Annotated in this window: 14 protein-coding genes; 5 read left to right on the top strand and 9 right to left on the bottom strand. The window is 64.2% G+C overall.

The genetic code is table 11. The features are described 5' to 3' along the window. Positions 1-75: 75 nt before the first annotated feature. The 4 genes from ctaD to CI15_RS07820 all read right to left on the bottom strand — a co-directional run bounded on the left by ctaD (position 76) and on the right by CI15_RS07820 (position 5,264). Entirely contained in the window at positions 76-1,689 is a 1,614-nt protein-coding gene (gene ctaD / locus CI15_RS07835) for a cytochrome c oxidase subunit I (protein ID WP_062125862.1), read from the bottom strand. A 44-nt stretch (positions 1,690-1,733) separates the two neighbouring features. Beyond that, complete coding sequence (gene coxB, locus CI15_RS07830) at positions 1,734-3,362, bottom strand: cytochrome c oxidase subunit II (protein WP_062125859.1); 1,629 nt, start codon at positions 3,360-3,362, stop codon at positions 1,734-1,736. Between the two features lie 64 nt (positions 3,363-3,426). Beyond that, a complete protein-coding gene (locus tag CI15_RS07825) occupies positions 3,427-3,903 on the bottom strand; it encodes a DUF2244 domain-containing protein (RefSeq protein WP_062125857.1) in 477 nt (158 codons plus the stop codon). Positions 3,904-4,298: 395 nt separating this feature from the next. Further along, on the bottom strand, positions 4,299-5,264 hold the full coding sequence (locus CI15_RS07820; RefSeq protein ID WP_062125855.1) for a methyltransferase domain-containing protein: 966 nt from the start codon (positions 5,262-5,264) through the stop codon (positions 4,299-4,301). Positions 5,265-5,385: 121 nt separating this feature from the next. Here CI15_RS07820 and CI15_RS07815 point away from each other — a divergent pair, with 121 nt between their 5' ends. Together CI15_RS07815 and trmL are read left to right on the top strand one after the other, a co-directional pair. Then, entirely contained in the window at positions 5,386-6,132 is a 747-nt protein-coding gene (locus CI15_RS07815; protein ID WP_420915850.1) for a phosphoribosyltransferase family protein, read from the top strand. A gap of 18 nt (positions 6,133-6,150) precedes the next feature. Further along, a complete protein-coding gene (gene trmL, locus CI15_RS07810; RefSeq protein WP_062125853.1) occupies positions 6,151-6,621 on the top strand; it encodes a tRNA (uridine(34)/cytosine(34)/5-carboxymethylaminomethyluridine(34)-2'-O)-methyltransferase TrmL in 471 nt (156 codons plus the stop codon). On the opposite strand, the gene CI15_RS07805 is transcribed toward trmL, so the two are convergent. The 5 genes from CI15_RS07805 to CI15_RS07785 all read right to left on the bottom strand — a co-directional run bounded on the left by CI15_RS07805 (position 6,594) and on the right by CI15_RS07785 (position 9,582). Beyond that, complete coding sequence (locus CI15_RS07805; RefSeq protein ID WP_062125851.1) at positions 6,594-7,154, bottom strand: O-acetyl-ADP-ribose deacetylase; 561 nt, start codon at positions 7,152-7,154, stop codon at positions 6,594-6,596. The genes trmL and CI15_RS07805 overlap by 28 nt on opposite strands. A gap of 98 nt (positions 7,155-7,252) precedes the next feature. Further along, complete coding sequence (locus tag CI15_RS07800) at positions 7,253-8,251, bottom strand: NAD(P)H-dependent glycerol-3-phosphate dehydrogenase (RefSeq protein WP_062125849.1); 999 nt, start codon at positions 8,249-8,251, stop codon at positions 7,253-7,255. A 22-nt stretch (positions 8,252-8,273) separates the two neighbouring features. Then, on the bottom strand, positions 8,274-8,750 hold the full coding sequence (gene secB / locus CI15_RS07795; RefSeq protein ID WP_062125846.1) for a protein-export chaperone SecB: 477 nt from the start codon (positions 8,748-8,750) through the stop codon (positions 8,274-8,276). 149 nt (positions 8,751-8,899) lie between these two features. Further along, entirely contained in the window at positions 8,900-9,160 is a 261-nt protein-coding gene (gene grxC, locus CI15_RS07790) for a glutaredoxin 3 (protein WP_062125843.1), read from the bottom strand. Then, positions 9,157-9,582: a rhodanese-like domain-containing protein gene (locus CI15_RS07785; protein ID WP_062125840.1), complete on the bottom strand. Its 426-nt coding sequence runs from the start codon at positions 9,580-9,582 to the stop codon at positions 9,157-9,159. The genes grxC and CI15_RS07785 overlap by 4 nt, the downstream gene beginning before the upstream one ends. A gap of 137 nt (positions 9,583-9,719) precedes the next feature. On the opposite strand from CI15_RS07785, the gene gpmA reads away from it, so the two are divergent. From gpmA to CI15_RS07770, 3 genes are all read left to right on the top strand, one after another. Next, entirely contained in the window at positions 9,720-10,466 is a 747-nt protein-coding gene (gene gpmA, locus CI15_RS07780) for a 2,3-diphosphoglycerate-dependent phosphoglycerate mutase (protein WP_062125837.1), read from the top strand. Positions 10,467-10,820: 354 nt separating this feature from the next. After that, positions 10,821-12,398: a S41 family peptidase gene (locus CI15_RS07775; RefSeq protein ID WP_062125834.1), complete on the top strand. Its 1,578-nt coding sequence runs from the start codon at positions 10,821-10,823 to the stop codon at positions 12,396-12,398. A 238-nt stretch (positions 12,399-12,636) separates the two neighbouring features. Next, positions 12,637-13,395 (top strand): HesA/MoeB/ThiF family protein, encoded by a 759-nt coding sequence (locus CI15_RS07770; protein WP_062125832.1) that lies wholly within the window; start codon positions 12,637-12,639, stop codon positions 13,393-13,395. Positions 13,396-13,486: the final 91 nt, after the last annotated feature.

Here is a 13,486-nt window from a genome sequence, read left to right as displayed (position 1 = left end):
GCAGCCGCCTCGCGAAGCGCCCGGTTCCGGTGGCGGCATGTCGCGCCGCCGGAACCCGGCACCTCGCCGGAGGGCTTACTCGACGGTCGGCGGATGCTCGAACGTATGGAACGGAGCCGGGCTCGGCACGGTCCACTCGAGGCCCGTTGCGCCGTCCCACGGCTTGTCGCCCGCCTCGACGAGTTCACCACCACCGCGGTAAGCCGGCAGGGCCACGGCGAACAGGAAGTAGACCTGCGACAGACCAAAGCCGAACGCGCCGATCGAGATCACCTGGTTCCAGTCCGTGAACTGCGCCGGATAGTCCGCATAGCGACGCGGCATGCCCGCGAGACCGACGAAGTGCATCGGCAGGAACGCGAGGTTGAAGAAGAACATCGACGCCCAGAAGTGGATCTTGCCGCGCGTTTCGTTGTACATCCAGCCGGTCCACTTCGGCGCCCAGTAATACCACCCGGAGAACAGAGCGAACAGCGACCCCGCCACCAGCACGTAGTGGAAGTGCGCGACCACGAAATAGGTACCGTGATACTGGATGTCGAGCGGTGCCATCGCGAGCATCAGACCCGACAGGCCGCCGAACGTGAACACGATCAGGAAGCCCACCGCGAACAGCATCGGCGTTTCGAACGACAGCGAACCGCGCCACATCGTCGCGACCCAGTTGAACACCTTCACGCCGGTCGGCACGGCGATCAGCATCGTCGCGTACATGAAGAACAGCTGGCCCGTGACCGGCATGCCGGTCACGAACATGTGGTGCGCCCAGACCATGAATGACAGGATCGCGATCGACGCCGTCGCGTACACCATCGAGCTATAGCCGAACAGCGGCTTGCGCGAGAACGCCGGGATCACCTGCGAGACGATCCCGAACGCCGGCAAGATCATGATGTACACCTCGGGGTGCCCGAAGAACCAGAAGATGTGCTGGTACATGACCGGGTCGCCGCCGCCCGCCGCATTGAAGAACGACGTGCCGAAGTGACGGTCGAACAGCACCATCGTGATCGCGCCCGCGAGAACCGGCATCACGGCGATCAGCAGGTAGGCGGTGATCAGCCAGGTCCAGACGAACATCGGCATCTTCATCAGCGTGAGGCCGGGTGCGCGCATGTTCAGGATCGTGACGACGATGTTGATGCCGCCCATGATCGACGACGCGCCCATCAGGTGGACCGCGAAAATCGCGAAGTCCATGCCCGGGCCCATCTGCGTGGAGAGCGGCGCGTACAGCGTCCAGCCCGCGGCGGTTGCGCCGCCCGGTGCGAAGAACGAGCCGACCAGCAGGACAGCCGCGACCGGCAGCAGCCAGAAGCTGAAGTTGTTCATCCGCGCGAAAGCCATGTCCGATGCGCCGATCTGCAGCGGCACCATCCAGTTCGCGAAACCGACGAACGCCGGCATGATCGCGCCGAACACCATGATCAGCCCGTGCATGGTGGTCAACTGGTTGAAGAACTCGGGACGCATGATCTGCAGACCCGGCTCGAACAGCTCGGCACGGATCATCAGCGCCATCACGCCCCCGGACAGGAACATGGTGAACGAGAAGATCAGGTACAGCGTACCGATGTCCTTGTGGTTGGTGGCGAACAGCCAACGGCGCCAGCCGTGCGGCGTTTCGTGGGCATGGTCGCCGTGCACGTGCTCGTGGCCCGCTACTACATCGTGTCCGATGCTAGACATGACAATCTCCTAAAGCGAATTCTGCGGTGCTGACCATGAACACGTCAGGCTGCCGGGCTGATTTGAACGCGCCGGGCTTCCTTCGCGTCGGTGCCGCCGGTGATCGTTTCCGGCTTCTTCAAAATAATATGGTCTTCGGCAATGCCGGCCGCCTTCAGCGCGTCGCGAACGGCTTCGGCGCGAGTCTTCGCGAGCTTCTCGTTGACTTCAGCGGAGCCGGTTGCGTCGGTGAAGCCCGACAGCGTGAATTTCGCATCCGGATGCGCCTTCGCGTAGGCCACGGCCGCGTCGACGGCCGCTTTCGCATCGGCCGGCAGCGTGCTCTTGCCGGTATCGAAGTAGACGCTCGCCGGCAGTGTGGCCGCGGCACCATTCGCAGCAGCCGCGTTATCCGATGCAGCCGGTGCGGACGCCGCTTCCGCGCCCGACGCTGCTTCCGCGCCCGATGCCGCGGCGGCACCGGCCTCGGCCAGATGATCGCCGCCTTCCGGCAGTTTGCCGTTGCGCGCGTCGGTGATCTGCTTCGGCTGCAGAATGTCGCCCGTGTGGTTGCCCCACGAGTTACGTTCGTAGGTGATCACCGAGGCGATCTCGACGTCGTTCAACGTCGGCGCCCACGAAGGCATTGCGTTCTTGCCCTTCAGCACGAGGCTCACGTGCTGGCCGATCGGACCATTGGCGATCTTGCTGCCGTCGAGCGCCGGGAATGCGCCCGCGCCCTTGCCGGTCGGCTGGTGGCAAACCGCGCAATTCGCCGCGTAGACCTTGCCGCCGCGCTCCATCAGCTCGGCCATCGTGTAGGTCTTGTTCGGATCGTCCTGGCCGGCGGCCATTTTCTTCTTCTGCTCGTCGACCCACTTCGCGTAGTCGTCAGCCGACAGCACTTCGACGACGACCGGCATGAACGCGTGTTCCTTGCCGCACAGCTCCGTACAGAAGCCGCGGAACGTGCCGGTGCGGTTAGCCTTGAACCACGTGTCGCGCACGAAGCCCGGGATCGCGTCCTGCTTCACGCCGAAGGCCGGCACGTACCAGGAGTGGACCACGTCGTTCGCGGTGGTGATGATGCGGATTTTCTTGTCGACCGGCACCACGAGCGGGTTGTCGACTTCCTGCAGATACAGCGTGGAGATCGGCTCGCGGCCTTCCGTTTGCGCGCGCGGCGTGGCGAGCGTGGACAGGAAGCCGATGCCCTCGCCGGGTCCCTTGACGTAGTCGTAGCCCCACTTCCACTGGTAGCCGGTGACCTTGATCGTGAGGTCGGCGTTCGAGGTGTCCTTCATCGCGACGACGGCCTTGGTGGCGGGCAGCGCCATCAGCACGACGATGACGAACGGCACGATCGTCCAGATGATTTCGACGGTGGTGCTTTCGTGGAAATTGGCTGCCTTGTGGCCCTTCGATTTGCGGTGCGCGAAGACCGAATAGAACATCACACCGAACACACCGATGAAGATCACGGTGCAAAGGCCCAGCATGAACATGTGGAGGCTGAACAACTCCTCAGCGATTCTCGTTGCAGGCGGCTGGAGATTGATCGCGTTGACGGCAGGGCCGCCCGGAGCATCGCCCACTGCCAGGGCGGCACCGGCGAAAAGCAGTCCGCTTGTCGCCAGCACGCTCGTGAGCGCTCGCTTGATTGTTTTCATAGCTTCCTTACCCAAATTTTCCATTCAAACCCCTCGACCCCGCTGGCAGCGTGTCGCGCCCCCTTGAACGCCGTGTGTCCGGCACCATCTAACAACGTGCCAGCCACATGCGCAGTTCGCCTGCGAACTGCGCGCGCCGATTCTGCGCGAGATGTTGCCCGATCATGATCGTCTGTCCGCGCGAGACCAGCTTGATCTGATCGCGCGGCGTTGCGCCCGGCTCTATCCGCACCCAGCGCGGATTGAATTCGAACTGCGTAATCTGCTCGGCGCTGACCTGCTCGATCACGAGCCGGTTCGGAAACAACCGGATGCGCTCGTAATCGACAGCATGTCGCGCATATATTGCAAACGCGATACCTACCGCCAGCAACTCGATTCCGGTGAACGGCAACACCAGCCAGGCGCCGACCAGAACCAGCATGAAAGCAATTGCCAACGAGAACAAAGCAAGCGACACGTACAGACAGACGAACTGCCGCGGCGAGATCGAGCAGTTGCGCTTCATGAGCCAGTCCCTGAGGACCGGCTCTGAATCCGCCAGCAGATGATCTGATGCGCCCATCGCTGCCTCCTGCGAATCGTCGCGTCCGGCCTGCCTTCTTTTACTTCCGGATGCATCTCGCGGCCGCCGCCTGAGCCACTGTTTCCAGCACCGCTCGCGACCGCGCCACCTCCTACCGCATCACTTCATTTTGCAGCCCTGCGCCTCAGGTCTGCCACCGCGAATGTGGGAACCTCGGGCGACAAACTGACGCATTATAGGCGCGATCCATAGCATCGACAAGCAAGCCCCAATCGGCCCACAAGCCATGCCCGACAAGCCTTCGCGCCGTTTTGACCCGCGTTTTGCAGCTCTTTTGACGGGCAAATCCCAGGCATAACGGATGTCCTCTTTACCGCTTTTGCAACACGTCAACCGCTCCCTCGACAGCCAGTTGATGGCAGCACCGCAATCTGCTACCCACGCTTGGCCGGACCTCGTCCGATGTCCTCGAGCCGCACGATGCCATGCCCTTCGGCCGTGGTGCGCGGCACGGCCTTCCATGCGTGTCCGTAGATCACCTCGAAGGTCAGCGCGATCGTGCCGTCGGCACGCCGGCGCGCTTCGAGCGCGGCGAGCAGAGCCTTGTGCAAGCGGCGCGCAAGCGTGCCGTCGTGCGTGTCGCGCGCGAACGGATACGCGCCCCAGCGTCGCACGTCCGCCAGCAGCGACTCCGGCGACTTGTAGGTGATCGTCAGCGTCTCCTGGTCCATCACCGGAATCTCGAAGCCGGCCTCGACGAGCATATCGCCGAGATCATGCATATCGACGAAGTCGATCACATGCTTGCGCGAAGCGACGCCGTGCGCGGCCTCGATCTCGGCGTAGGCACCGCGCAACTCTTTCAGCGTGTCGGGACCGAGCGTGCTGAACATCAACAGGCCGTTGACCTTCAGCACGCGCTGCCATTCGGGAAACACGAGATCGGGCCGCGAGTGCCAGTGCAGCGCGAGGTTGGACCAGATGAATTCGAAGGCGCCGGCCGCAAACGGCAGCGCGGAGAAATCGGCTTGGGCGAAGCGCGGACCGCGTGCGCCGAGCGCCTTGCCGAGCGAGGCGGGAAGAAAGCGCCGCCAACTGGTATCGCCGGCGTCGTGACGCAGCGCGCGGGTGAGCATGCCGTGCGACAGATCGGCGCCGAACACCGGCGCCTCGGGAAAGCGCTCGCGCAAGGCGGGGATGTCCTCGCCGGCGCCGCAACCGGCGTCGAGCACGCTCGCGGGCGCGACCTTGATGTAATCGAGACGCTCGCGCATGCGCTGCGCGATCTCGCGCGGCAGGAACGCAACCTCGTCGAAGGTGGTGGCGCGACGGTCGAAAATACGCCTGAGGCGCCGTGAATCGTAGGCCGGACGGCCAGATTGAGCGGATGTTGGGGACATGTGTGTCGTGCTGGCTTGAGCTCGAAGTATACTCGTTCGTTCCCCTCCATTCAGCGTGAACGGCCTTCGCGGGCATCCCCTCGTGCAATTCCAGTCATTTTCTTCATCGTGTCGCAATCAGCTGGCGCGTTTTGCGCGTGGTCTGCATTCGGCGTGGCCGCGCGCGTTGAATGCCGCGCTGCCCAACCTCTGCGCGTTATGCGGCAATTTGTCGCATAAGACGTTATGCGACGGTTGCGACGCCGCCTACTGGAACGAGGGCCGTCTGCGCTGCACCGTCTGCGCGGTGCCACTGCCGGCGTCAACCTGGGTCGGTCGGGCGCAGTACCGTTGCGCGGATTGCGTCACCGAGCCACCGCCGTTCGACGCGAGCTTCGCGCTCGCCGACTATCGTGCGCCGCTTGATACGCTCGCGGTCGGCCTGAAGTTTCGCGCGCGGCTGATGCTCGCGCGCGACTTCGCGCAACGCCTCGCACGGCTGGCAGAGGATCACTGGCACGACGCGGACGAGCGGCCCGACGTGATCGCGCCGGTGCCGCTCGCCGGGCGACGTCTCGTCGAGCGCGGTTACAACCAGGCCTGGCAGATTGCGCGGCCGCTCGCGCGCGCGCTCGGCGTGCGCAGCGACGCGACGCTGCTCGAACGAACGCTCGACACCGCGCCGCAGTCGCGCCTCGATCTCGATGCACGCCGGCAGAACGTCGGCCGCGCGTTTCGCGCCACGCGCACGGTGCGCGGCCTGCATGTCGGCGTCGTCGACGATGTGATGACGAGCGGCGCGACGCTCGAAGCGCTAGCGCATACCCTGAAGGCCGCCGGCGCACGGCGGGTCACGAACTTCGTCGCGCTGCGCACTCCGAAAAACTAGCATTTACGTGGTCTCCTTATGTTCAACGTCGTTCTCGTAGAACCCGAAATTCCGCCGAACACCGGCAATGTGATTCGCCTGTGCGCGAACACCGGCGCGCGGCTGCACCTGATCGAGCCGCTCGGCTTCCCACTCGACGACACCAAGATGCGCCGCGCCGGCCTCGACTATCACGAGTACGCGGAAATGAATGTGCATACCGATTGGGATGCGTTCATCGCGAAAGAAACGCCGGACGCGTCGCGCATGTTCGCATTCACGACGCGCGGCTCGGGGCGCTTTCACGACCACGCGTTTCAACCCGGCGACTGGTTCGTGTTCGGCGCCGAAACGCGCGGCCTGCCTGACACGGTGCTCGCACGTTTTTCTAACGAACAGCGCGTGCGCCTCCCGATGCGTCCAGGCAATCGCAGCCTGAATCTGTCGAACACGGTGGCAATCGTGGTGTTCGAAGCCTGGCGTCAGGCCGGCTTCGAAGGCGGCGCCTGACGACGTTCGAGCTCGGCCTCGTAGCGCGCGAGCATCGCCTCGTCGAAACACGCGAAGGTCACGTGCTTCATTTGCGGTGTGCCCGGCAACGTGTCGAGCACGGTCGCGAGCGCGATGCATATGGCATCGTCCGCGGGGAAACGGTAGATGCCGCAACTGATAGCCGGAAACGCGATGCTCGCGCAATGGGAAGCGCGCGCGACTTCGAGCGCGCGTCGATAGCACGAAGCGAGCAGATCGGCCTCGCCATGCGCGCCGCCGCGCCACACGGGACCGACCGCATGAATCACATGCTTCGCCGGCAGCCGATAGCCCGCGGTGATTTTGGCGTCGCCGGTCGCGCAGCCGCCGAGCGTTTCGCATTCGCGCAGCAACGCCTTGCCCGCCGCGCGATGAATCGCGCCATCCACTCCACCGCCGCCGAGCAGCGACGTGTTCGCGGCGTTGACGATCGCATCGACGGCGAGCGTCGTGATATCGACCACGCGCGCTTCGAGCGTGCAGGTGCCGTGACTGAGATTGAAGGTGGGCATGAAAACCTCGCCGATCCGAGCCTTCGATAACGAAGTGGACCGCGAGGCCTGGCAGCCGTTCAACGCGAATTTGCGCTAAACGGCCGGGAGAAAAGGCTTTATTCGGCCTTCGAATCGCGTCGCAGCAGCGCGCTGACCGCATCGCGCGGCGCCACGCCGTCGAACAGCACCGCGCAGACTGCTTGCGTGATCGGCATCTCGATCGCGTGAGCGCGTGCGATCGCGAGCACCGCTTGCGCACAACGCACGCCTTCGGCCACGTGACCGAGGCCGCCGAGGATGTCGTCGAGCGTGCGGCCGGTGGCGAGTTGCAGACCCACAGTACGGTTGCGCGACAGATCGCCGGTAGCGGTCAGGATCAGATCACCCAGGCCGGTCAGCCCGGTAAAGGTTTCCGCACGTCCACCGAGCGTCACGCCAAGACGCGACATTTCGGCGAGGCCACGCGTGATCAATGCCGCGCGTGCATTGAGGCCGAGACCGAGGCCGTCAGCGATACCCGTGGCGATGGCGAGCACGTTTTTCACCGCGCCGCCCACTTCGACACCGACGACGTCGTCGCCGGTATAGATGCGCATCGCGCCGTGATGGAACGCCGCGACCGTGCGTTCGCGGCAGGCCGCCGAAGCACTCGCGATCGTCAACGCAACCGGCAGCCCCTGCCCGACTTCGCGCGCGAAGCTCGGCCCGGACAACACGCCGTTGCTCGCATGCTCGGGCAATTCCGCCGCGACCGCCTGATGCGGCAGCAACTGCGAATCGGCTTCGAAACCCTTGCACAGCCACACGATATGCGCGGGCACCTTGCCCGCATCGCGCATCGTGCGCAGCATGCTGCGCAGGCCGGCCACCGGAGTTGCGATGACGCACAGCGCCTCGTCGGCGAGCGCGTGCTCGAGCGCCGCACCGAGATCCGCTTCGTAGCGAAGCGCGGGCGGCAACGCGACGCCCGCCAGATAGCGGACGTTTTCGTGCGAAGCGGAAAGCTCGGTGATGAGCGCGGGCTCGCGCGCCCACAACACCGTGTCGTGCCTTAAGGCCAGATGGCCGGCGAGGGCGGTGCCCCAGGCGCCAGCGCCGAGAACGGCAACCTTCATAGCCGGCACTCCGTGCGGCGCCTTAATGCTTGACGCCGCTCAGCGCCGCGCCGTCCGTCTGGGCGGCGCCCATTTGCGCGAGACGCTGCTCGTAGAGCGCCTGGAAATTGATCTCGGCGAGGTGGATCGGCGGGAAACCGGCGCGGGTGATCGCGTCGGCGATGTTCGAACGCAGGTACGGGAACAGGATCGTCGGGCAGGCGATGCCGACCAGCGGATCGATCTGCTCGGCAGGAATGTTGCGAATGTCGAAAATTCCGGCCTGCTTCGCTTCGATCAGGAACGCGACCTTGTCCGACACCTTGGCCGTGACCGTGCCCGTCACGAGGATTTCGAACACGGATTCGGCGAGGCGCTCGGCCTTCACGTCGACTTCGACTTCGACCGACGGCATTTCCTGCTCGAGGAAGATAGCCGGCGAATTCGGCTGCTCGAGCGACATGTCCTTCAGATAGATGCGCTGGATGTTGAAGAACGGCTGGTTATTCTCGTCGGACATGATGGTGATTCCTGATAGGTATGCGTGGCGGCGGCCCATGCACGCATGGGCCGCCAGATTATTGCGCCGGCTCGCGCGCTCCGCGAGAAGCACCCAGGCGCCGGCTTATCGAGTGGTCCGCCCGCTCGCGCGGCGCGAAACGCGCGAACTCAGGCTGCTTCGAGCAGCGGCGTCAGACCGCCCGCGCGATCGAGCGCGGAAAGGTCATCATAGCCGCCGACATGCGTCTCGCCGATGAACACCTGCGGCACCGTGCGACGACCGGTCCGGGTCATCATCTCCTCACGCCGGGCCGGGTCTTTGTCGATCAGTACTTTCTCAACCTGCTCGACGCCGCGCGACTTTAAAAGACGTTCGGCCATCTGGCAATACGGGCACACCTGGGTGCTGTACATGATCACTTTGTTCACTTGGCTGCTCCTTGTTTCACAACCGGCATTCCGGCTTTCTGCCAGGCGTCGACGCCGCCCTCGAGAACGTGGACTTCCGCGTATCCCGCTTCCTGCACGATACGCGCGGCCTTGTTCGACTGCTGGCCGGTCTGGCACACCAGCAGCACCGGGTTGCTCTTGTTCTTCGCGAGTTGTGCGACCTTGGCCTGCAACTCCGCGAGTTCGAAATGCCGTGCCGAGGGCAGGTGCCCCTTGGCGTAATCGGCGGACGGCCGCAGATCGATGACCGCCGCGTTGCGCCGGTTGATCAGCTGGGTGGCTTCAGCGGCCGACAGGCCGCCGCGTCCACGCCGGCTGATGGTCGGCCACAGCAGCAACCCACCAGAGATAAGGACGATTGCGATCAGTACAAGGTTTATGTAATCGGTGAAAAACTTCACGGAGGGTCCGCCGGAAAGAGAGAAATCGAAGAGGTCAACTCAAGCATTATAAAATAACCGTTTGACGCGATGGCGACGCGCCGCCAGAGGCGCCGCTCCGCGCGAGACCGCTTCCTCACTACCGACCGGTAATTCTCATGTACAAACTCGTTCTCATCCGCCACGGCGAATCGACGTGGAACAAGGAAAACCGCTTTACCGGCTGGGTCGACGTCGACCTGACCGAGCAGGGTAACCTCGAGGCGCAGCAGGCGGGCGTGCTGCTCAAGGATTCGGGCTACACGTTCGACATCGCGTACACGTCGGTGCTCAAGCGCGCGATCCGCACGCTGTGGCACGTGCAGGACAAGATGGACCTGATGTACCTGCCCGTCGTGCATTCGTGGCGCCTGAACGAGCGCCACTACGGTGCGTTGTCGGGTCTGAACAAGGCCGAAACCGCCGCGAAGTTCGGCGACGAGCAGGTGCTGGTCTGGCGCCGCAGCTACGACACGCCGCCGCCCGCACTCGAGCCGACCGACGAGCGCGCGCCGTACGCCGATCCGCGTTACGCCAAGGTGCCGCGCGAGCAGCTGCCGCTCACCGAGTGCCTGAAAGACACGGTCGCGCGCGTGCTGCCGCTGTGGAACGAATCGATCGCGCCGGCCATCAAGTCGGGCCGCAGCATCCTGATCGCCGCGCACGGCAATTCGATCCGCGCGCTGGTCAAGTATCTCGACAACATCTCGGACGACGACATCGTCGGCCTCAATATTCCGAACGGCGTGCCGCTCGTCTATGAACTCGACGAAGACCTGAAGCCGATCAAGCACTACTATCTCGGCGACCAGGACGCGATCGCGAAAGCGCAAGCCGCGGTCGCGAGCCAGGGCAAAGCAGGCTGATCACGTGTTTCCGGCCGCGGCCCCGCGCCATCAAAACGCGCGGGACCGCTCGGAGCCGACCTGGCCGGTGCGAAATACTGTATTGCGCCCGGTAGTCGGAGTCGGGGCGCCGCGGAGTTCAGCGTCACGGGCAACCGCATCCATTGGCCACGAGCGGTAGGCGTCGGTGTCGGGCCGTCGGCTGTCATGTCATATGACTCCACAATCCGCGGACCGGCTCTCAAGAACCAGGGCCTTCCCGTACTGTCGAAGCACGATTGCCTGCACCGCGCCCTGACGAGGCGGGTGTGCAGTTATACTTGTCCGTCCAATCTTTATCGACGCTGCCACGCGCTCCCGACCGCAACAGACTCTATGCGAAAGAACCTGAAAAATATCGGCCTGATTGCCGCGGGCCTTGCTACCGGTGTCTTTGCCACCCTGCAATTCTCCGCCTCGGCCCAGCAACCCGCTAGCGCCGCGGTCGCCCCGCTGCCGCTAGACCAGCTCAGGCTCTTTGCCGAAGTGTTCGGGCAGATCAAGCACGAATACGTCGAACCGGTCGACGACAAGAAGCTCCTCACCGCCGCGATCAAAGGCATGGTGGCGAGCCTCGACCCGCACTCGTCGTATCTCGACAAGACCGACTACGAAGAGCTGCAGGAGCAGACCAAGGGCCGCTTCGCGGGCCTCGGCATCGAAATTTCGTCGGAAGACGGCTTGATCAAGGTGATTTCGCCGATCGAGGACACGCCCGCGTTCCGCGCCGGCATCCGTCCGGGCGACCTGATCACGCGTATCAACGACAAACCCGTGCGCGGCATGACGCTCGACCAGGCGGTCAAGCAGATGCGTGGCGACCCGGGCACCAAGGTCACGCTGACCATCTTCCGCAAGACCGACGACCGCACGTTCCCGCTCACCGTGACGCGCGCCATCATCAAGGTGCAGTCGGTGAAGGGCAAGATCGTCGCGCCGGGCTTCGCCTACGTGCGCATCACGAGCTTCCAGGAACGGACCACGCCTGACCTCGCGGCCAAGCTGCAGGATCTCGCGCGCCAGGAACCGAACCTTAAGGGCCTCATCCTCGACCTGCGCAACAACGGCGGCGGCCTGCTGCAAAGCGCGGTCGGCGTCGCGGGTGCGTTCCTGCCGCCGAATTCGGTGGTGGTGTCGACCAACGGCCAGATTCCGGATTCGAAGCAGATCTATCGCGACACCTACGATAACTACCGCCTGCAATCGTTCGACAGCGACCCGCTGAAGGACGTCCCTGCCATCTTCAAGACCGTGCCGATGATCGTGCTGACCAACGCGTACTCGGCGTCGGCATCGGAAATCGTCGCGGGCGCGCTGCAGGATCAGCACCGCGCGCTGATTCTCGGCAAGACCACGTTCGGCAAGGGTTCGGTGCAAACCGTGCGACCCATGACGGCCGACACCGCGCTGCGCCTGACCACCGCTTACTACTACACGCCGAGCGGCCGGTCGATCCAGAACAAGGGCATCCGTCCCGACCTGCCGGTCGATCAATACGCGGACGGCGATCCGGACGACGCGCTCGTGACCCGCGAAGTCGACTACTCGAATCACCTTGCGAACACGCAGGATCCGAACGAGAAGAAGGAAGCGGAGCAACGCGAGTCGGAGCGCATGGAGCAGCTGCGTCAGCTCGAAGAGCAGAACGACAAGAAAACGCCGGAACAGCGCCAGAAGGAACGCGAGCGCAAGCCGGTCGAGTTCGGTTCGACCGACGACTTCATGCTGCAACAGGCCGTCGACAAGCTCGAAGGCAAGCCGGTTCAGGAATCGAAGTCGCTGATGGAACGCCGTCTCGCGCAGAACAAGCCGGGCACGTCGGCCTCCGCGCCGGTCGCGGTCAAGCCGACGCAACCGGTGCCGGGTGCTTCGGGATCGGCACCGGCTTCGGCTTCGGCGCCCGCTGCCAAATAAGCGGGAAAATTAGCGGAAAAACAGGCAGCAAGCACGCGCGTGTCTTCGCAACACGATAGTCTGCGAAGACACGCCGCAACAGTTTCAGCAGAAGCTGCCACCTGGCCGGCGGCACATCACGGCAAGCCGCAACAAGCCGCCCTCCCCGCGCGATTAAAATAACAGCCACGAATTCGCGCCGCGGACCCACGGTCTGCCTCTCCTCGCGCGACATTGCGACACTCTCACGCGCCCCGCCATGAATGACGATCAACTCCTTCGCTACTCCCGCCATATCCTCGTCGACGAAATCGGCATCGAGGCGCAGCAGCGTTTTATCGACGCTCACGCGATCATCGTCGGGGCTGGCGGGCTTGGTTCGCCGGCTGCGATGTATCTCGCGGCCGCGGGTGTCGGCCGTCTGACGCTCGTCGATGCCGATACCGTCGATCTGACCAATCTGCAGAGGCAGATCCTGCACGTGAGCGCATCGGTTGGGCGCAGGAAGGTCGAGTCCGGGCGCGACATGCTCGCGCAGATCAATCCCGAGGTGGTCGTCCACGCAGTGGCCGAGCGCGTCGACGATGCATGGCTCGATCGCGAGGTGCCCCGTGCGAGCGTCGTGCTCGATTGCACCGACAACTTCGCAACACGTCACGCGATCAACCGGGCGTGCTTCAGGCATCGCGTGCCGCTCGTGTCGGGCGCGGCGCTGCGCTTCGACGGCCAGATCAGCACCTTCGATTTTCGCGACGAAGCGTCGCCGTGTTACGCATGCGTGTTTCCCGAAGACCAGCCGTTCGAGGAAGTCGCGTGCTCGACGATGGGCGTGTTCGCGCCGACGGTCGGCATCATCGGTTCGATGCAGGCTGCCGAAGCGCTGAAGGTGATCGGTAAAATCGGCACGCCGCTCGTGGGCCGCCTGACGATGCTCGATTCGCTGCGGATGGAATGGAGCACGATGCGCATCGGACGTCAGCCGGATTGTCCGGTGTGCGGCCACGCGCACGGGTCCTGAAGCGGTTCTGCGCTGCCCGTCGCCAGACTGAGGTGAGGCTGAAAAAGGAAAACGCCGCAACCAGTGCGGCGTTTTTTCATTCAACGCGGCG

The organism is Paraburkholderia monticola (genome assembly GCF_001580545.1).
In the GTDB taxonomy this organism is placed as follows: Bacteria; Pseudomonadota; Gammaproteobacteria; order Burkholderiales; family Burkholderiaceae; genus Paraburkholderia; species Paraburkholderia monticola.
This window is presented reverse-complemented; position numbering and strand designations above follow the sequence as displayed.

What these genes read in the sequence shown, in the direction of transcription:
- ctaD (WP_062125862.1), bottom strand. Translation starts at nt 1,689, where the DNA reads ATGTCTAGCATCGGACACGATGTAGTAGCGGGCCACGAGCACGTGCAC.
- coxB (WP_062125859.1), bottom strand. Translation starts at nt 3,362, where the DNA reads ATGGAAAATTTGGGTAAGGAAGCTATGAAAACAATCAAGCGAGCGCTC.
- CI15_RS07825 (WP_062125857.1), bottom strand. Translation starts at nt 3,903, where the DNA reads ATGGGCGCATCAGATCATCTGCTGGCGGATTCAGAGCCGGTCCTCAGG.
- CI15_RS07820 (WP_062125855.1), bottom strand. Translation starts at nt 5,264, where the DNA reads ATGTCCCCAACATCCGCTCAATCTGGCCGTCCGGCCTACGATTCACGG.
- trmL (WP_062125853.1), top strand. Translation starts at nt 6,151, where the DNA reads ATGTTCAACGTCGTTCTCGTAGAACCCGAAATTCCGCCGAACACCGGC.
- CI15_RS07805 (WP_062125851.1), bottom strand. Translation starts at nt 7,154, where the DNA reads ATGCCCACCTTCAATCTCAGTCACGGCACCTGCACGCTCGAAGCGCGC.
- CI15_RS07800 (WP_062125849.1), bottom strand. Translation starts at nt 8,251, where the DNA reads ATGAAGGTTGCCGTTCTCGGCGCTGGCGCCTGGGGCACCGCCCTCGCC.
- secB (WP_062125846.1), bottom strand. Translation starts at nt 8,750, where the DNA reads ATGTCCGACGAGAATAACCAGCCGTTCTTCAACATCCAGCGCATCTAT.
- gpmA (WP_062125837.1), top strand. Translation starts at nt 9,720, where the DNA reads ATGTACAAACTCGTTCTCATCCGCCACGGCGAATCGACGTGGAACAAG.
- CI15_RS07775 (WP_062125834.1), top strand. Translation starts at nt 10,821, where the DNA reads ATGCGAAAGAACCTGAAAAATATCGGCCTGATTGCCGCGGGCCTTGCT.
- CI15_RS07770 (WP_062125832.1), top strand. Translation starts at nt 12,637, where the DNA reads ATGAATGACGATCAACTCCTTCGCTACTCCCGCCATATCCTCGTCGAC.